The 18,687-nt window shown below is 70.1% G+C and carries 16 protein-coding genes; 7 read left to right on the forward strand and 9 right to left on the reverse strand.

Annotated features, from left to right (window positions below; genetic code table 11):
• Positions 1-47: 47 nt before the first annotated feature.
• The 3 genes from ACTJLD_RS39665 to ACTJLD_RS39675 form a co-directional block, all read right to left on the reverse strand.
• Positions 48-719 carry a hypothetical protein gene (locus ACTJLD_RS39665; RefSeq protein WP_021158258.1) on the reverse strand — a complete coding sequence of 224 codons (672 nt, stop codon included), beginning with the start codon at positions 717-719 and terminating at the stop codon, positions 48-50.
• A gap of 106 nt (positions 720-825) precedes the next feature.
• A complete protein-coding gene (locus ACTJLD_RS39670; RefSeq protein ID WP_440661549.1) occupies positions 826-2,715 on the reverse strand; it encodes an amidohydrolase in 1,890 nt (629 codons plus the stop codon).
• A 158-nt stretch (positions 2,716-2,873) separates the two neighbouring features.
• The gene (locus ACTJLD_RS39675; protein WP_440661551.1) at positions 2,874-5,780 is read right to left on the reverse strand and encodes an ATP-binding protein; all 2,907 of its coding nucleotides are present in this window, start codon (positions 5,778-5,780) and stop codon (positions 2,874-2,876) included.
• Positions 5,781-6,191: 411 nt separating this feature from the next.
• Here ACTJLD_RS39675 and ACTJLD_RS39680 point away from each other — a divergent pair, with 411 nt between their 5' ends.
• Entirely contained in the window at positions 6,192-7,106 is a 915-nt protein-coding gene (locus ACTJLD_RS39680) for a helix-turn-helix domain-containing protein (RefSeq protein ID WP_027792615.1), read from the forward strand.
• An 81-nt stretch (positions 7,107-7,187) separates the two neighbouring features.
• Here the strand turns inward: ACTJLD_RS39680 and ACTJLD_RS39685 are convergent, their stop codons facing one another.
• Together ACTJLD_RS39685 and ACTJLD_RS39690 are read right to left on the reverse strand one after the other, a co-directional pair.
• Positions 7,188-8,159, reverse strand: coding sequence for an MBL fold metallo-hydrolase (locus ACTJLD_RS39685; protein WP_416359943.1), 972 nt, complete (start codon positions 8,157-8,159; stop codon positions 7,188-7,190).
• 151 nt (positions 8,160-8,310) lie between these two features.
• The gene (locus tag ACTJLD_RS39690) at positions 8,311-8,961 is read right to left on the reverse strand and encodes a DsbA family oxidoreductase (protein WP_333998640.1); all 651 of its coding nucleotides are present in this window, start codon (positions 8,959-8,961) and stop codon (positions 8,311-8,313) included.
• 120 nt (positions 8,962-9,081) lie between these two features.
• Here ACTJLD_RS39690 and ACTJLD_RS39695 point away from each other — a divergent pair, with 120 nt between their 5' ends.
• Positions 9,082-9,987 carry a LysR family transcriptional regulator gene (locus tag ACTJLD_RS39695; RefSeq protein WP_027792612.1) on the forward strand — a complete coding sequence of 302 codons (906 nt, stop codon included), beginning with the start codon at positions 9,082-9,084 and terminating at the stop codon, positions 9,985-9,987.
• Between the two features lie 36 nt (positions 9,988-10,023).
• Here ACTJLD_RS39695 and ACTJLD_RS39700 read toward each other — a convergent pair whose 3' ends face one another.
• From ACTJLD_RS39700 to ACTJLD_RS39710, 3 genes are read right to left on the reverse strand one after another with little or no spacing between them, the layout of a single operon-like run.
• Positions 10,024-11,475, reverse strand: coding sequence for an alginate export family protein (locus ACTJLD_RS39700; RefSeq protein ID WP_440661553.1), 1,452 nt, complete (start codon positions 11,473-11,475; stop codon positions 10,024-10,026).
• A gap of 14 nt (positions 11,476-11,489) precedes the next feature.
• Complete coding sequence (locus ACTJLD_RS39705) at positions 11,490-12,431, reverse strand: glyoxalase (RefSeq protein ID WP_027792610.1); 942 nt, start codon at positions 12,429-12,431, stop codon at positions 11,490-11,492.
• A 48-nt stretch (positions 12,432-12,479) separates the two neighbouring features.
• Positions 12,480-13,211: a YoaK family protein gene (locus tag ACTJLD_RS39710; protein ID WP_027792609.1), complete on the reverse strand. Its 732-nt coding sequence runs from the start codon at positions 13,209-13,211 to the stop codon at positions 12,480-12,482.
• 345 nt (positions 13,212-13,556) lie between these two features.
• On the opposite strand from ACTJLD_RS39710, the gene ACTJLD_RS39715 reads away from it, so the two are divergent.
• The 3 genes from ACTJLD_RS39715 (at position 13,557) to ACTJLD_RS39725 (ending at position 16,628) form a co-directional block, all read left to right on the forward strand.
• Positions 13,557-14,276: a TetR/AcrR family transcriptional regulator gene (locus ACTJLD_RS39715; RefSeq protein ID WP_027792608.1), complete on the forward strand. Its 720-nt coding sequence runs from the start codon at positions 13,557-13,559 to the stop codon at positions 14,274-14,276.
• Between the two features lie 294 nt (positions 14,277-14,570).
• Entirely contained in the window at positions 14,571-15,446 is an 876-nt protein-coding gene (locus tag ACTJLD_RS39720) for an alpha/beta fold hydrolase (protein ID WP_440661554.1), read from the forward strand.
• Positions 15,447-15,485: 39 nt separating this feature from the next.
• Positions 15,486-16,628 carry an FAD binding domain-containing protein gene (locus ACTJLD_RS39725; protein ID WP_272546857.1) on the forward strand — a complete coding sequence of 381 codons (1,143 nt, stop codon included), beginning with the start codon at positions 15,486-15,488 and terminating at the stop codon, positions 16,626-16,628.
• Between the two features lie 51 nt (positions 16,629-16,679).
• Here the strand turns inward: ACTJLD_RS39725 and ACTJLD_RS39730 are convergent, their stop codons facing one another.
• Positions 16,680-17,954, reverse strand: a complete 1,275-nt coding sequence (locus ACTJLD_RS39730; protein ID WP_440661556.1) for a hypothetical protein — start codon at positions 17,952-17,954, stop codon at positions 16,680-16,682.
• Here ACTJLD_RS39730 and ACTJLD_RS39735 point away from each other — a divergent pair.
• Both ACTJLD_RS39735 and ACTJLD_RS39740 read left to right on the forward strand, forming a co-directional pair.
• Positions 17,919-18,239: a hypothetical protein gene (locus tag ACTJLD_RS39735; RefSeq protein ID WP_440661557.1), complete on the forward strand. Its 321-nt coding sequence runs from the start codon at positions 17,919-17,921 to the stop codon at positions 18,237-18,239. The two genes, ACTJLD_RS39730 and ACTJLD_RS39735, sit on opposite strands and share 36 nt — an antisense overlap.
• Before the next feature lie 58 nt (positions 18,240-18,297).
• The gene (locus ACTJLD_RS39740) at positions 18,298-18,681 is read left to right on the forward strand and encodes a hypothetical protein (protein WP_226151248.1); all 384 of its coding nucleotides are present in this window, start codon (positions 18,298-18,300) and stop codon (positions 18,679-18,681) included.
• Positions 18,682-18,687 lie beyond the last annotated feature (6 nt).

Below are 18,687 nucleotides of genomic sequence, written 5' to 3' on the forward strand. Positions count from 1 at the left end.
GCACCCGGCTCACGCCGCCGGAGTCAGCCGGAACCCGCAGGACGCCGTCAGGCGTCCTGCCAGCGTGCGCCGAGCACGCGCCCGCAGAAATTCAGCCGGTGGAAATCCGGATCGGCGCGTTCGAGCACGTCGGCGCTCCAGGTGCCGAACGTCGACGCCGGCCGGTGCGCGACGCCGCGCGCGACCGCATCGAGGAACGCGTCGCCGAAGCCTTCGCCGCGCGGGTAGGCGGCGAGCAGCGCGCGCCGCTCGTCGGCCGAATACGCGTCGAAATCGGTGGCCATCAGGTCGGTCGAGACGGCGGCCGCCAGCACGCGCGCGAGCGGCGACACGCGCGCGGCCACGCCGGGCGTCGTATGCAGCGCGATCGCGTGCCACACGTCGTCGCGCAGGCGCTGCGACGTCTGGTGGCGCAGCAGGAACGTATCGGCGGCATCGGCGCTGTCGAGCTCGTAGCGCGCGGCCGAGCGGCCATACGCGGTGCTCAGTCCCATGTTCGCGTACATCGCGGCCACGTACAGCGCATCGGCATCGCAGGTCTCGCCGGCACGCTGCGCGGCCAGCGACGCAAGCACGAACACCCGGCTCGCATGCCCGGTGATCGCCCGCGGCAGCGACGCGCGGGCTGCTTCGGCCGCTTCGATCGCCATCGGCGTCCGCGGAATGCGGACACCGGCGACTTCGTCGTCGGCCGACGCGCACGTGTGCGCAGAACTCATCTCGTCTCCTTCTGCCCCTCGCCGGGGGCGGAAAATTGTCCATGCCTCGCGCGGCCCGCGCCGACGCAGCCGGCGCGGGCTCGCCGGCGGCCGGTACGGCGTCGGCCTAGTACGCGAAACCGGGGTAACACGATGCTTCGCACTGCTCGGCGGTTTCCATCGCGGCCGCGTGCAGGCGCTGCACGAACGTGCGCCCGAGCCCGCGCGCGGCACCGGCCGCCAGCAGGCCCGCGCCGGCCGCGGCGCGCAGCGAAGCCGACTCGGCCGAACGACGCCGGCCCGCACCGCCGAATTCGGCGACCGGCGACCACGCGGGGCTGACCGCCGGCGGCGGCGGTGCGAGCGACGCGAACTCGTCGTCCGCATGCACGATCCTGCCGCCGACGACCGTCAGCACCGACGACAGCGACGTGATCCGCGCTTCGTCGATCGTGAAGTAGTCGTCCGTCAGCACCGCGAAATCGGCGTAGTGGCCGGGCACCAGCGCGCCCTTGCAGTCGTCCTCGCCGGAAAACCACGCGCTGCCGACCGTATAGCAGCGCAGCGCTTCCATCCGGCCGAGCCGGTTGCGCTCCGGATACAGCGCCGTGCCGCCGACCGTGCGCCCCGACACCATCCAGTACAGCGACACGAACGGGTTGTAGCTCGCGATGCGCGTTGCGTCGGTGCCCGCGCCGACCGGCAGCCCGGCCGCCAGCATCGCGCGGATCGGCGGCGTGCGCATCGCGGCTTGCGCGCCGTAACGCGCGATGAAGTACTCGCCCTGGAACGCCATCCGGTGCTGGACCGTCACGCCGCCGCCGAGCGCGGCAATGCGCGCGATGTTCGCATCGGTGATCGTCTCGCAGTGATCGAAGAACCAGCGCAGGCCGTCGAACGGCGTCTCGCGGTTCACGGCTTCGAGCACGTTCAGGAAGCGGCCGATCGATTCGTCGTAGGTCGCATGCAGCCGGAACGGCCAGCGGTGCCGCACCAGCAGCCGCACCACCGCGGCCAGTTCGGCCTCCAGTGCCGCCGGCAGATCGGGGCGCGGTTCGAGAAAATTGCCGAAATCGGCGGCCGAATACACCAGCAGCTCGCCGGCGCCGTTCATCCGCAGGAACGCGTCGCCGTCGCCGGGTTTCGCGAGCGTCACCCAGCGCGCGTAGTCGTCGAGCTCCCGCCCCGCATGCTGCACGAACAGGCTGTACGCGACGCGCACGGTCATTTCGCCGCGCCGCGCGAGTGCCAGGATCGCGCCGTAGTCATCCGGAAAGGCCTGGAAATCGCCGCCCGCGTCGATCGCGCTCGTCACGCCGAGCCGGTTCAGCTCGCGCATGAAATGCCGCATCGAATTCATCTGGTCGTCGTGGCCGAGCTTCGGGGCCCGTTCGAGCGCCTCGTGCAGCACGGCCATGTCCGGGCGCGCGATCAGCAGGCCGGTCGGCCGGCCGAGGCGATCGCGCTGGATCTCGCCGCCGGGCGGGTTCGACGTGTCGCGGCCGTAGCCGATCGCGCGCAGCGCGGCCGCGTTCAGCAGCGCGCTGTCGCCCAGGTGCATGATGAAGACCGGCGTGTCGGGCGCGATCTCGTTCAGTTCGGCCGCCGTCGGCCCGCGCTTTTCGGCGAACTGGAATTCGGTCCAGCCGCCGACCACGCGCACCCAGTGCGGCGCGGGCGTGCGCAGCACCTGGCGACGCAGCATCGCGAGCGCGTCGGCCAGCGTCGGCACGCCGTCCCAGCGCAGTTCCAGGTTGAAGTTCAGGCCGCCGCGGATCATGTGCAGGTGCGAATCGTTCAGCCCCGGGATCACGGTGCGGCCGTTCAGGTCGATGCACTGCGTGCCGGCATGCGCATGCCGCATCACGTCGTGCCCGCTGCCGGCCGCGAGGATCCGGCCGTCCTTCACGGCGAGCGCGGTCACGAACGACTGCCGGTCGTCCTGCGTCGCGATCTTGCCGTTGCATACGATGAGGTCCGCCGCCGCGGCGGATGCCGTCGCCCTAAGCACCGTCATGCCCTCCGCTTGTGCCGTGAGCCGGCACGCGGCCGCCTGCCGCCTGCCTCCGGTTCGACGATACACGGACCATCCACTCCCCCTTGAACATTGAACGATCGGACCGACGGGCCGCGGCGCGATGGCGCGGTGTCGTCCTGCGCGAACCGGGCATGCCGTTACGCCACCTGCTGCATCGCATCCGCCGCCTCGTGCCGCATGCGCGACCGGCCCGCCGGCAGTGCCGGCTCCGGGCGCACGAAGTTCTGCAGACGCGCGAGCCGGCGCACGTCGAACGCGCGCGATTGCGGGTCGAAATGCCCCGACAGGTTCGCCACCAGCGACGACGCCTGGCCCGTCCGCCCGCGCTCGATCAGGTGATCGGCGAGATCGAGCGTGCCGCGCAGCGCCCACATCGCGGCGCCTTGCCCGTTCGCGGTATGGATCCCGGTCAGCAGATGCCGGTGCCCTTCGACTTCGTACGCGAGCGCGGCATCGGGCTCCGCGGTGCGGGCCTGCTCGAGCATCGCGAGCCCCCGGACGCGCAGCAGTTCCGGCACGAACAGGTGCTCGCCGTGCGCGCGGCAGCGCGCGAGCGTCGCGTCGAGTTTCACGCATGCCTCGGCCGCGCGGCCGGTGCGCGTCAGCCCTTCCGCGTACGCGACGACCAGCGGCGCGAGCAGGCGCCGGAACCCGCTCGCCTCGATGCGCCGCAGCGCGGGTTCGAGCCGCGCGAGACCGGCGCCGGGATGCCCGGCCTGCATGTCGAACTGCCCGGCGAGGCCTTCCGCGTGGCTGAGCCAGATGTCGAACCCGTTCGCCTCCGCGGTCGAGCGCAGCGTGCCGAGATAGTCGGAAATCACGTCGTGATCGCCGTAGCGCAGCGCGATCGGCACGGCCGCGGCGCCGAGCACGACGCACAGCGCCAGCCCCGACCCGGTGCGGCGCGCGGATTCGACCGCCTGCGCGGCCAGCCGCATCGCGTATTCCGGATCGCCCTGCATCCAGACGAGCCGCATCAGCATCGTGCGGCCGAGCGTCGCGACGTCGACCCCGAGCGCGGCTTCCGCGCAGGACGGCTCGCCGGCCACGGCCAGCCCGGCGGTCGCGGCCTCCAGCCGCTCGCGGGCCTGCGCGTGTTCGCCGAAGTAATGCAGCGACGTCGCGACCATCGCGTTCGCCAGCAGCCGCTGCGGCCGGTCGCCGCGCCGTTCGGCCGCGCGCTCGAAGCGCGTCGCGTAGCGCAGCGATTCGTGGATGTCGGAGCGCGTCAGCATCGTGTTCCACAGCCCGACCAGCGCGCACGCGTCGAACGCCTCGTCGCCGATCCGGCCCGCGAGCACGAGCGTCCGATCCCACATCGCGGCCGCCGCGTGCGTATCGCCGTCGGTATGCAGCAGCGCCGTCGCATAAGCGGCGCGCAGACGCAGCTCGCGTGCCGCGTCGATGCCGCCGGTATCGCCGGTTCCAGCGGCCTCGATCGCGTCGAGCGCCCGCCGCGCCGGATGCGCGCATTCGCGCATCCGCGCCGGTTCCAGCAACGCGAGCGCCAGTGCGTCCGCTTCGTGCCCTCGCGGCTCGACCGCGACGGGCTCGCGCGGCGCCGGCGCCGGTGCGTCCGCGGCGACACGCGGGCTCGCGAGATCCGCGGCCGGCGCCGGCGCCTGCATTCGCGCCTCCCCCTGCTCGCGCTCGTAGCACGCATGACGCTCGGCGACGAGGTCGAATTCGCCTTCGTTGCGCAGTTTCTCGAGCGCATACGCGCGCGTCGATTCCGTTAACCGGTAACGCGCGTGCGCGCCGTGGAACTCGACGGTCACCAGCGACTTCGCGACCAGTTCGCCGAGCACCGCGATCGTCTCGGCGGCCGACATCCCGGGATCCATCGCGACCTCGCGCGCGGCATCGAACGTGAACGGGCCGGTGAAGCACGCCATCCGGCGAAACAGCGCGCGCGCGGCCGCATCCAGCAGCACGTAGCTCCAGTCGAACGTCGCCCGCAACGTCTGGTGGCGCGGCAGCGCCGATCGCAGCCCGCCGGTCAGCAGGTTCAGCCGGTCGTCCAGACGCGCGGCGACGGCCTCGAGCCCGAGCGTCGCGACGCGCGCGGCAGCCAGCTCGATCGCGAGCGGCAGCCCGTCCAGGCGCCGGCAGATGTCGCCGATCAGCCGGATGCCGGCCGCATCGACCGCGCAGTCGGGCGTGGCGGCGCGGATCCGCGCGAGGAACAGCTCGACGGCCGAATGACGCACGATCTCGTCGAGCGGCGCGTCGCTGTCCGGCACCGCCAGCGGGCTCACGCGAAACACGGCTTCGGCCGAGATATGCAGGGGTTCGCGGCTCGTCGCGAGCACGCGCAGCGACGGCGCGCGCGACGTCAGCGTATCGACGAGATCGGCCACCAGATCGACGACGTGTTCCGCGTTGTCGAGCACGATCAGGGCCGGCGATGCGGCGAACGCTCCGGCGATCCGGTCGATGCCCGGCACGCCGTCGGTCTCGAGGCCGAGTTCCGCGGCGATCGCGAGCAGCACGTCGTCGCGCGTCGCGGCGCTCGCGAGCGCGACGAACAGCACGCGTTCGCCGGACCGCTCGCGCAGCTCGTGGGCGACGCGGCCGGCCAGGCTCGTCTTGCCGATGCCGCCCGCCCCGACGAGCGTGACGACCGGTGCGCGCTCGATCATGTCGACGATCTGCCCGATCTCCGCCTGACGCCCGACGAGCGAAACCGGGCGGGCCGCCGCGACGGGATCGGCCGGCAACGCGGCCGCGCGCGGCGCGGGCTCGTGCGCGACGGCGGGAGGCGCGATCAGCAGGTAGCCGCGGCCCGGCACCGTCTTGATCAGGTCGCGGTCCGCGCCCAGCGCCTTGCGCAGCGTCGCGACGTGAACCTGCAACCGGTTTTCCTCGACGATCAGGCCCGGCCACACGGCATCCATGATGTCGTCCTTCGACACGACGGAACCGTTGGCGCGATGCAGCACTTCAAGTATGTCAAGCGCGCGTGCGCCGATACGCAGCGACGCGCCGTGGTGGCGAATGTCACGCTGCTCGAAATCCACCGACAACGTCCCGATCTGGATCATGGCCGCCTCCAGGTTCCCCACGATGACCGCCATGTGAACACGGCCGTTCACCAGGGCGGGAATGCACACCCGTCCAGCGCTGCCGGCCGGGCGCAAAGTCTCAAAATGTGGACTGAGTGTAAACACCGAATTAACAAAAATCTTGAAGGAAAATGCGCTGGCCTCCCGCACACCGGCGCGCCCGCGGGCGGGCGCCGCGCCGAATGAAAATGGGGTGACATCGGCCCCGCGTTGGCCATGGCGGCGCGCTCGCGTGCCCGTCGAGGCCGGCGCGGTGCGGGTCGGGCCGCTGGCAAGCATTTCGTCAGCAAGTGGACATTTATTCAAGTTAACTTGGGCCGGTCGAGTGCACCGTTTAAACTTCGCGTAAATATGTTCGCGCGCCGCCCCCCATCGAAGGATTGTTCCGCCATGCCAGATTCCCTCGTCGCGTCCCCGGCCGCACGGCCGAAAGACACGCTCGGCTGCCTGTCGAGCCTGCTGTCCAAGGACATCGAACGCCCGGTCGGCGGGCTCACGCTCCATCGCAAATGCATGCGCGACGAGCACTTCGAGCGCATCGAGATGGCGGCCAGCGATCGCGGCTTCCTGATCGGCGTGTCGCTCAACGGCGGGCACCGGCGCACGATCTACGGCGGCACCGGCCAATCCCGCTCCGAGCGGCGGTTCCAGCACAACTCGATCTACATTCGCGACTTCTCCCGGAATTTTCGTGCCGACCTGTACGGCAAGTTCGACTTCCTGCTGGTCGAGCTGTCGCACGCGTATCTCGACGGCCTCGGCCGCGAGCACGACGGCACCGAAATCGGCGGCCTGACCTGCGCGCCCGACGTACAGGACGAAGTGCTGGGCCATCTCGCGCACGCGGTGGCCGACAGCCTCGACGAGCCCGGCGTGCTGAACGCGCTGTTCGTCGAGCAGATGGGGCTCGCGATCGGCGCGCATCTCGCGCGCCAGTACGGCAACGCGGACGCGCGCGACCTGCAGCACAAGGGCCTGCTGTCGCCGGCGAAGACGGCGCTCGCGAAAGAGCTGCTGATGGAGAAGGCCGATCTCGGCGTGTCGATCGAGGAAGTCGCGCGCGAGTGCGATCTGTCGCGCGGCTATTTCATTCGAGCGTTCTCGCGCACGACGGGGCGCACGCCGCATCAATGGCTGCTCGAACAGCGCGTGATCCGCGCGCGGCAACTGATCGAGACGACCGACATGTCGCTCGCGGAAATCGCGGCCGCCTGCGGCTTCGCGGACCAGAGCCACCTGAACCGCGTGTTCGCGCGCATCGTCGGCCATCCGCCCGGCGCCTGGCGGCGCGAACTGACGCGCTGACGCGGCCGCGCGCCACCGCTACGCGCGCGCCCCGCACCTCACTGCACGACACGGCACATCACGGCGCGCATCGCCCGTCGCTCACCGGAGCGGCGTCGCGTCGTAATTGACCGGCACCCAGTCGTACTGGTCCCCGTCCCTGCGCAAATGCCCGAGCCCGGGAAACGCGATGTGCGCGGCGCCGACGAGGTAACGCTTGTCCGCGACGCGCTTCAGCGTATCGCGCCGGGTGCGGCGCGCCGCGTCCGCATCGCTGTCGTACTGGACCGTCGCGTCCGGGTCCTGCAGCTGGATCGCCGCGACGTGCACGATGTCGCCCCACGCGAGCAGCCCGGCGTCGCCGCTCTCGATCAGGTAGGCGGTATGGCCCGGCGTATGGCCTGGCATCGGCACCGCGCGAATGCCGGGCGCGAGCGTCGCTTCGCCGCGAAACGTCTTGAAGCGGCCCGCCGCGACGTACGGCGCGACCGACGCGGCAGCCGCATCGAAGAACGACGCGAGGAACGCCGGCGCCTGTGCCTTGTTGTCCGGATCGAGCCAGTAGTTCGCTTCGATCTCGTTCACGCGCACCACCGCGTTCGGGAAGGTCATCCTGCCGTTCGTCACAATGCCGCCGACATGATCCTTGTGCAGGTGCGTGAGCAGCACCTCGTCGATCTGCTCCGGCGCATAACCGGCCGCACGCAGGTTCGCGAGCAGCTTGCCGCAGCAATCGCCGTACAGCACGCCGGCCCCCGAATCGACGAGAATCCGCTTCGTGCCGGTATCGACCAGGAACGCGTTGATCGAGCCCTGCACGGGCGGCTCGAGAAACGCGCGGTCGAGATCGCGCCGGATGTCGTCCTTCGAGATGCCGCGGAACACCGTATCGACCGGAAACGGATGCGTGCCGTCGGACAGCGCGACGATCCGCAGGCTGCCGAGCTGCTGCCGATAAAAGCCGGGCGCCTGATCCGTGCCGCCCGGTCCGGCCGCACACGCGGCCGATGCGAGGATGCCGAAGCACCACGCGATGACCAGCATGCCGCCGGTACGCCAGTTCAGGTTCTTCATGTCCGCTCCCCGGTTGCGTATCGAGATATCGCGCGCGGTGCCGGCCCGGCCGGTCAGGCGCGCGACACCGAGCTTACCGGCCGGTTTCGCAATAATCCTGAGCGCAACATGAATCGTTCTGAAAGCCGGCACCCGCCGGCGCCGGCCCGGCTTACGCGGCCCGATCCCGCGCGCGCTGCGCGTCGAGCAATGCGGCGCGAAACACGTCGGCCGGCTGCGCGCCGCTGACGACCGTCGACCCGATGCGCGTCGACGGCACCGACGCGATGCCGTCGCGCACCGCCGCCTCCTCGAGCGCGACCACCGCGTCGAGCCCTTCGCCGGATGCGAGGAATGCACGCACCGCATCGCCGGCCAGGCCGGCGCCGGCCGCGATCTCGACCAGCACGTCCGCATCGCCGATATCGCGGCCGTCGCGGAAATACGCGGCAAACAGCGCATCGACGAGCGCGACCGCGCTGCCGCGCTGCTGCGCGAACCAGACGAGCCGGTGCGCGAGCCGCGTGTTCGGCGTGCGCGCGATCCGTGCGTGGTCGAACACAAGGCCCGCCGCGCGGCCGGCGTCGGCCACATGCGCGTCGAGCGCCTGCGAACGCGCCCAGCTGCCGAACTTCGCGCTCCGGTACGCCTTGCGGTCGATGCCGCCGGCCGGCATCGTCGGGTTCAGCTCGAACGGCACGAACCGCACGTTCACGGCGCCGGCCAGGCCGGCTGCTTCGATCGCCTCCGCGAGCCGGTGCTCCGCGATCCAGCACCACGGGCAGATCAGGTCGTAGGTCACGGTTACTTCGACGGATTTCATCGTCATCTCCTGTACATTGCAGTCCGGAAGATAACGCTTGCGCGGCGACGATAGAATGCGAACGGCACGCAACGCATCGTTGCGGCCTGCACAAAGACACAAAGACTCGAAGAGCACGACATGGACAAATTCTCCGCGCTGCGCGCGTTCGTCGAAGTAGCGGAAGCCGGCGGCTTCTCGAGCGCGGGGCGCCGCCTCGACCTCGCGGCATCGTCGGTGGTACGCGCGGTGGATGCGCTCGAGGCGTCGCTCGGCACCGTGCTGCTGAACCGCACGACGCGCCAGGTCACGCTGTCCGACGCGGGTGCCATGTACTACGCGCGCGCGAAGCAGCTGCTCGAGGAACTCGCGGAAGCCGACGCGCTGGTGTCCGATCGCGGCGACGAGCCGTCCGGGCCGCTGCGCGTGTCGGTGCCGGTCGCGTACGGCGTGCGCCGCATCGCGCCGCACGTCGCGGCGTTCCTCGCGCGCCACCCGAAGCTCGACCTCGACCTGCAGCTCACCGACGAACGCGTCGATCTCGTCGCGGGCCGCATCGACGTCGCGATCCGGCTCGGCGAAGCGGCACCGTCCGCCGAAGTCGTCGCGCGGACGCTCGGCACGTTCCACCGCTACGTCGTCGCGAGCCACGACTACCTCGCCGCGCACGGCACGCCGGCCGAGCCGGGCGAGCTCGTCGATCACGCGTGCCTGCGCTTTCACTTCGGCGGCGACCAGCAGGCGTGGTCGTTCGTCGACGCGCACGGCACGGCGCAGGTGCGCGTCACCGGGCGCCTGAAATCGAACCACAGCGAAGTGCTTCGCGATGCGGCGCTCGACGGCGCCGGCATCGCGCTGCTGCCCGACTGGCTGGTCGAGGCCGACGTCCAGTCGGGCCGCCTGCGCCGGCTCTTCGAGCAATACGACGTGACGCCCGGCACGGCCCGCTCGGTCGTCACCGCGCTCTACCTGCCGACCCAGCGCGGCTCGAAACGCGTGACCGCGTTCATCGATTTCGTCGAAACGCTGGTGCGCGCGCCGCACTGAGCCGTCCGGCGGCGTGCCGCGCGACGCGCGGCCGCGCTACCAACCGAACTTCGCTTCGACGCCTACGTAGTCGGCATTGCGCGCGCCGAGCGCGCGGATCGAGTCGGCGATCTGGAAGTGCACGGCCTCGACGGCCAGCGCCATGTTCGGATTGACGAGCCAGTCCACGCGGGCCTGCGCATACATCCCCGTGTACGAACCGCCCTTGCCGGCCGTGCCGGGCACCGCCGACATCCCCTGCCCGTAGATCGCGTCGGCCGTCGTCTCGCGCCACTGGAAACCGACCGCGGTCAGCACCGTCACGCTGCTCGACGGCTTGAACGTCAGCGACGGCTTCACGTGAATCAGGTTGCTGTAGCCGGTGTAGCCCGCGAGCGTGAAGTAATAACCATTCGGGAACAGCGGGTTGAAGGTGCCCATGCGTCCGTCGCCGGGATGCTTGTCGCCCGATGCGCCGTCGACCTGGATGCCGACGCGCGGCGTGCCCGGCGTCTTCGCGAACGTGTAGCCGCCCAGCGCGCCGAACGCCCACGCACCGATCGTGTCCTGGCCGATGTGCCCGGTCTGGAGCATCGCCTCGACGTCCCAGTCGAACCCGCTGGACTTGCCCGCGTAGCGCATGTCGAACACGTCGCGCCGCTCGGTGCCGGCCCCCGCGACGTAGCGCGCATTGTCGCGCGTATAACGCGACCAGTACGCCGACAGGTCGCCGGGGCCCGTGTTGGTGCGCTCGACACGCACGCCGTCGAACCGCAGGTGCCGGTTCGACACGTCGTCGAACGCCGCGTCGTTGCGATACTGCACCGGGCGCGTCACATAGCCGATCAGCCGCCACTTGCCGATTTCGTAATCCGCCCACAGCGCGTCGAACGCCTGGCGCACGTTCGGGCCGTCGCGCACCGACACGAACCGCTGCAGGTCGTACGCCATCTCCTGCCGGCCGATCCGCGCCTTGAACGTGCCGCCGCCGATCTGGTCGACATACGCGACGAACGCCTGCTCGATGTCGAACTGATCCTTGTCGACGGGCGACACCGTGTCCTTGCCGAACGGCCGCGCATCGACGAACTGGACGAACGCCTGGAAATGCCCGGCGTAACGCAGGTCCGCATGCACCGTCGCACGCTGGATCACGTAGTTGTCGTCGTGCGCGGCGCCGAGCCCGAACAGCGGCGCGTTGTTCAGCTCGAAGCGCTCGCGCAGGTTCGCGCCGAGCGACAGGTAGGTCGACGGGTCGCCGCCGAGCGGGATGTACTTCAGCGCATCGCCCGGCTGGCGCGGCACGCACGGGTTCGCGAGCACCGACCAGTCCTCCTGCCAGCGGTTGAACAGCACCGTGGGCCGCTTCGCGGTACACGTCGTGCCGGCGGCCGGGGCCGGCGAAGCTGTCGAAGCGGCATCCTCGGCCCCGGCCGCCGTACCCGCATAGCCCGCGACGCCGCCCGCCAGCACGGCGGCCGGCAGCACGCGGCGCCAGGCGCGCCCCATCGACCCGCGCTCCATCACTTCGACCGCGCGTGGATCTCGGCGACGTAGCCGCCCGGGAACTGCACGAGCGCCGCATCGCGCCCGTCCGACGTGAACGTCGGCACCAGCACGGTCACGCCCGCGGCCTGCGCCTGCTTCAGCGTCGCGGCCAGGTCCGGCACTTCATAGCCGGTCATCTCGCGGCCGAACGGGTAAGGCAGATGGCCGTCGGTGGCGAGCACGGTCATCTTGCCGAAACCCGATTCGATGCGGATGCGGCGATACGTATCGTTCGGCCGGCCGATCTCGATGCCCGGCGCCTTGCGCACGTCGGACACCACCTTGCCGCGCGAGAACGCGACGAAGTCGTGTACCAGCTTGCTCGCGCTTTCCGGCGACACGTACACGCGGTTTTCCGGCACCGTCTGCAGCGGGTCGTATTTCGGCGCCTGCGTGTGCCAGTAGAGCTGCATGTTCACGCCGCCCGGCCAGCGGATGATCGCGTCGCGGCCGATCGGGTCGGGGAACGTGTCGACGACGACGTCCGCGCCGTGCGCACGCGCCGATTTCATCGCGACGTCCATGTCGGTGACGAGGTAGCCGGTGCGCTCCTCGCAGAACGGATAGGGGATCGGCGTCTTGAAGCCGAACACCGAGATCGTGCCGGCCGGCGTGAACACGAGCTGCGACATCGTCTGGCTCGGCGTCGGCGTGACCTGGAACACGCCCTGCTTCGACTTGCTGCCGCCGAACGTCGCGACGAAGCTGTCGGTGAAGCGGTCGAAATCTTCCGGCGCGACGCACACGTGCGTCGTGTCGTACTGCGGGCCGACCGCGACGGCCGGCACCTTCGCGGACGTCGTCTCGAGCAGGCGCGTCTCGTCGGCATGGGCCGGCGCGGTGGCCAGCAATGCGCCGAGCACGGCCGCCGACGCGGCCGTCAGCCGCCATGCCTGTTGCAATTTCAGTGCGATCATCGGGTTCTCCTTGAAAGTGGCACGCGCGGCCACATGCCGCGCGCGCATTCAGCGTGACGTCGGCCGCTCGTCGGGCCGACCGGATTGATAGGCGAGGAAGCACAGCACCGCGAGCGGCAGCGCGAGCGCCCAGAACGCCGCGAACAGATAGGCCATCGCACCCGCGCCGGCGCCGAGCGCGAAGCCCGCGACCGGAGGCAGCGTGCGCCGCAGCCGCACGCGTGCGGCTTCGCGTTCGGCCGGCGCGGCGAGCGGCACCAGCCAGTCGAATGCATCGATCACCGCCTGCGTGACGTTGCCCGTCATCACCGTGTTGGCGACGACCGAGCGGGCCGTCAGCCGCGCGTGCGCGTTCTGGACGCCCATCGCCGCGGCGCCGAGGAGGCCGCACAGGATCGTCCTCGGCGCGTCGGCATCGGCGATCGGCGAGGCCATCACGCCGGCCAGCATGAAGCCGGCCAGCAGCACGGCCTGCAGCGCATACAGCGAACGCGCACGCACGCCGTGGCCCAGCTGGCGCATCCGGTGGTCGAGCACGCGCGCGACGACGATGCCCGCGATGAAGGACGGAAACGCGAGCCACTTGATCGCGAGCCCTTGCCCGACGCCGGCCAGGCCCGAGCCGATCAGGATGAAGTTGCCGGTGACGTGCGCGGTGAACAGGCCGAACAGCGCGACGAAGCCGAGCGTGTCGACATATCCCGCGATCGACGCGAGAAACACGTCCTCGCCGCGCACGCGGTCGGGCACGGCGCCCGCGGTTACCGGCTGCGACGGCATGACCCGGTTTCCTGGATGGTGGCGCCGGCGCCCGGCGAGATCTGATAACGCATGTTCCGCTCCGGTTGCGCCGACCGGCCCGGCTTGCCGACTGGCATCCGGCCCGTGCGGCGGTTCGGAAGCCAGACTAGTGAAGGCTGACCTTAATGTCATGGCGGCCGCCTGAATTTTTCTGAATCGGCGGCGGGCTCGCGTGGCCGAGGGGGCCGGGCCGGCACGACGCGGTTTGCGCCCCGCACCGGCCCCGCAGCGCGCCGAAAGCCCCGCCGCGCGCGGCATGCGGCCCGTCAATCGTGCTATTTTTCGATCGATAGTTAACGCAGGCGCACCATCGGGAGCCGATGCATGACCGAAAGAAAACGCAGCACGCCGGCCCGCGAGCGCGGGACGGACGCCGACGGCAACGCCGTCACGCCGGGCCGCCGGCTCGCGCCGGAAGCGCGCGAGCGGCAGATCGTCGAGAAGGCGATCGAGCACTTCGCGACGCACGGCTTTTCCGGCAGCACCCGAGAGCTCGCGCGGCAGATCGGCGTCACCCAGCCGCTGCTGTACCGGTACTTCCCGAGCAAGGAAGCGCTGATCGACCGCGTGTACGACGAGATCTACACGTGGAACCCCGACTGGGAAAAACTGATCGGCGACCGCACGGTGTCGCTGCAGGAGCGGCTCGTCGCGTTCTATCGCGACTATGCGCAAACCATCCTGCGGCGCGAATGGATCCGCACGTTCATCTTCGCGGGGCTCAGCCGCGAGGGGTTCAACACGCGTTACCTGTCGCGGCTGCGCGAACGCGTGTTCCTGCCGGTGCTGCGCGAGCTGCGGCACGAATACGACATCGCGACGCCCACCACCGAGGCCCAGCGCAATGCGGAAGTCGAGCTGGTCTGGAGCCTGCACGCGAGCATCTTCTATTTCGGCGTGCGCAAGTGGGTCTACGGCCTGCCGGTGCCCGACGATCTCGACACCGAGATCGAACGGCTGATCGACGCGTTCCTGCACGGCACGCCCGCCGCGCTGAAGCAGCTCACGTCGGACGCACCCGCGCGGCGGCGCCGGCGCGGCTGACACGGGTGGCAGGCATACCGGACGACGACGGTCGCATCGTCGTCCGGCATGTTCACGCTCGTGCGTCTTCGTCAGGCCCGCACGCGACGGGATGCCACCGGCCGAGCGAATCACACGGGGATCGGCAACCGCCTGCCACGGCCGGCCCGTGACCGGGCAAGCCGGTTCCGGCCGTGCGCGCAATCACGCGAATTCAGAACAATTTATCCGGCGCGCCGCACGATTCGCCTATTCTCGAAAGGCATTTGCGGCCGCGCCGGTTTCGCGCGGGCCGAACCGAACAGCGACCGACCCATGACCCTCTCCATGCCTTCGATCACCCATCACACCGTCACCGCGAACGGCATCCGCCAGCACTACATCGACGCCGGCAGCGGGCCTGCCGTCGTGCTGCTGCACGGCTTCCCCGAGACCAGCTTCGCGTGGCGCTTCCAGATTCCCGCGCTCGCGCAGCGCTACCGCGTGATCGCGCCCGACCTGCGCGGTTACGGCGAAACCGACAAGTCGGCCGCCGGTTACGACAAGCGCAACATGGCGCGCGACGTCGCCGGGCTGCTCGACGCGCTCGGCATCGGCCGCATCGCGCTCGTCGGGCACGACCGCGGCGCGCGCGTCGCGACGCGTTTCGCGAAGGACTTCCCCGAGCGCGTCGACCGGCTCGTCGTGATGGACAACGTGCCGACGCGCATCGTCGCGCAGAACATGACCGCGCAAACGGCGCGCGCGTACTGGTTCTTCCTGTTCCACCAGGTGCCGGATCTGCCCGAGGCGCTGATCGCCGGCAAGGAAGCCGAGTGGCTCAGCCACTTCTTCTCCGACTGGTGCTACAACCCGCACGCGATCTCCGGCGACGCGTTCGACACCTACGTGCGCGCGTACCGGCGCCCGGGCGCCGTGCGCGGCGCGCTGGCCGACTATCGCGCGAACGCCGAGGACGTGCAGCAGGATCTCGTCGACGCGGACGTCAAGATCGCGTGCCCGACGATGGCGCTCTGGGGCGAGGATTTCTACGCGGTCGGCAAGATGTTCGACATGAAATCCGTGTGGGAAAGCATGGCGACGGACCTGCGCGCCGAGCCGATCGCACAGTGCGGGCACCTGCCGCAAGAGGAGCAGCCGGAGCGCGTGAACGCGCTGCTGCTCGACTTCCTGCAGCACTGGGAAGGCTGATTCGATGCGCACGCAACGAACCATCGGGAGGCAGGCAGCATGAGCGACGTTTCGGGCCCGCTGGCGGTCGTGATCGGCGGATCGGTGGGCGGGCTGTTCACCGCCACTTCACTGCGGGCGGCCGGCTGGCGCGTCAAGGTCTTCGAGCAATCGCCGAACGAGCTCGACAGCCGCGGCGGCGGCATCGTGCTGCAAGCGCCGATCGAACGCGCGTTCGCGTTCGGCGGCGTGCCCGTGCCGCACGATGCGGGTGTCGATTCGGGCGACCGGATCTATCTCGACGCGCACGACCGGATCGTGCAGCGCCTGGCCATGCCGCAGACGCAGACCGCGTGGAACGTGATCTATACGGCGCTGAAGCGCGCGCTGCCCGCCGGCGTCGTGCATGGCGGCGTGTCGTTCGAGCGCTTCGAGCAGGAGGGCGACCGCGTGATCGCGCACTTCGCGGACGGCCGCGTCGAGCCGGCCGACCTGCTGGTCGGCGCCGACGGCGGCCGCTCGAACGTGCGCGCGCAACTGCTGCCCGATGCGCGGCCCGCGTATGCGGGTTATGTCGCGTGGCGCGGGCTCGTCGACGAGCACTTGCTGCCGGCCCCGGTGCTCGACGTGCTGCGCGACCGCTTCACGTTCCAGCAAGGCGACGCGCACCTGTTCCTCACCTATCTGGTCCCCGGCCGCGACGGCGCGATCGAGCCGGGCAAGCGGCGCGTGAACTGGGTCTGGTACCGGCGGCTCGCACCTGCAAGCCTGCCGTCGCTGTTTCTCGCGCGAGACGGCACGCAGCGCGACGGTTCGCTGCCGCCCGGCGCGATGCGCGACGACAACCGGCTCGAACTCGTGGACGCGGGCCGCCGGATGCTGGCGCCCACGCTCGCCGCGCTCGTCGACGCGACGCAGGCGCCGTTCGCGCAGGCGATCCTCGATCTCTCGGTCGAGCGCATGGCGTTCGGCCGTGCGGTGCTGCTCGGCGACGCGGCCTGCCTCGTTCGGCCGCATACGGCCGCGGGCGTCGCGAAAGCGGCGGAGAATGCGGTCGGGCTCGCCGAGGCGCTGCGCGGCGTCGTGCACGGCCCCGCGTTCGACGCCGCGCTGGCGGGCTGGGAAAGCCGTCAGCTCGCGACCAACGCGTCGTTGTCCGACCTCGGCATCTCGCTCGGCACGCGGATCATGGGCCGCGCGTGACCGTCCGGCGGTGCGCGCCGCTCCGGTCGATCGCGCGTGCGGGCCGGGCCGTCACGCGTGGCGCACGACGATATCCCACGCGGTATGACACGCTTGCCCCGGAAGCGTCAGCGCGCGCAGCACCACCCGATCGCCCTGCTGCGTCGCGACGCTGAACTTATGCGGCGCCAGCAGCGCGACCGTCGCGCCGTTGTGCTCCAGTTGCAAGCCCGGCGCCGCAGGCTGGCCGCTCAGATGCGACAGCCAGATGTCCAGCACCAACCGGTCGCGCGTCACCGCGAATTCGACCGTGTGCGCCGCCCACGCATTCAGTGCATGGCCCTGCGGGTTGCGGAACGACGGCCCCGCGGCCAGACGCGGTACGTTCGCCAGCACGTCCTCGTGCGCGGCCAGCACCGACAACCCGCTCGCGACGAAGCGTTCGGGCTGAAGCAGGCCGGGATCGGCCGGCTGCGCCCGCTTGCCGGCTTCGGGCGCCAGCGCGAACGCCTGCCCGAGCGCGATCGCATGCTCGGCATGACGCGCCAGGTAGCGCCAGTGATTCAGGAAGCGCACGTCGCCCGTCATGTGCAGGCCACGGATCGGTTTGCCCTGATGCTCGAGCACGATGCGGACCGCGTCGAAATCGTGCCGCTCGTGCAGCCCCCATTTCGTGACGAAATTCTGCTCGCAGCCCACGAGCCGCACGTGGCCGCGGCCGCCCCACAGATGCAGGAAGGTCGTGTCCAGCCCGTAGATCGCCGCGAAGTCCCGGCCGATCCTGCCGGCCTGTTCGCGGACAAACCGCGCGAATCGCGCCCAGGGCTCGCGGCCGCCGACCACGAGCCCCGCCTGTAGCGGCTGCCCCAGCCGCTCGAGCACGTCCTGCACGCACTGGTGGATCAGCGCGTCGCGCCGTTCGCCGATGAGCGGCGTCATCACGAACGCGCAGAAGTGCGCATCGGGCGCGACGTGAAGGGCGTCGTCGTGCGGCACGACGTCGAAGATGTCGAACCGCGGCCCCGGGAACCAGATGTCGGCATCGTAGAGCGCGAGCGTCTGCAACGCCGGATCGATGTCGAAGATCGCGGCCGCGGAGATGTAGCGGTCCCAGGCAAGGTCGCCGACGCCCGCCGCCGCGTACACCTCGATCCCGTTCGCGCGCAGCCGCTGCTGCTTCTCGTCGGACAACCCGTAGCCGATGACGCCGATGCGCCCCCGGTAGTCCGTCGCGCGCAGCGAGACGATGAACGGGATGACCATTTCGTACCAGGCCTGCGTGTTGTCGTCGATCGCGAACGCGACGAGTTGATGGTGGTCGGTCTCGTTGTTGTCGGACGTGTTCATGCGTGTGGTGAGATTGGTCAGTCCGTCGTTCCGATCGGTCCGGCTGCCGGTGTTCCTTTACACGCGACGCCGATTATCGGAAGGCAGTCGAATACCCGTTATCGTCATACGATTGCGAGCGATATCCATTCGGCGGCGGCCCGTTCGCCGGGGCCGTTCGCCAGAAAATGGATGCACGATTTTTACCACGGCGCGATATTCCCGCGCGACCTGAAAATGCGTCGCGATTCCGAACATTTGTTAAATAGCTTGAATGACCGACAACCGGCCGGCAATTTGCCTTAACATCCGGCCGTCATCTCGACTGACGCCGATCACGGTTGACCGACCCTGGACTCCGGCCGTGGCTTTCATTTTTCAGGTGCCCGAACGCGGTGCCGATTTCATCCGGACGCTACGACCGATCATGTTCCAGACCCCGGGAGATTCATTCGTCAACGGCTCGTTGCTGGGCCTGTGCGTCGAGGTGCCGCTCGCCGCGCTGGTGTCGCTCGCCATGCACGGCGTCGACTGGAACGGGCAGCGCATCGCGATGCTGATCGCCACGCCGGTGCTGCTCGCCTGCATTGCGCTGCTGACCCGCCCGGTCGCATTCAGCACGGTGTGGAAGCACAAGCGCTCGCCGTTCGTGCTCGACGACAACGTGCGTGCGTCGATCTACGGCCGGCTCTGCGGGATCGCGCTCGGGCTCGTGTTCGGCATCATGGTCGCGACGACGTTCGCCTGATCCCGC

The sequence above is a fragment of the Burkholderia sp. 22088 genome, from assembly GCF_052045915.1.
GTDB lineage: Bacteria > Pseudomonadota > Gammaproteobacteria > Burkholderiales > Burkholderiaceae > Burkholderia > Burkholderia cepacia.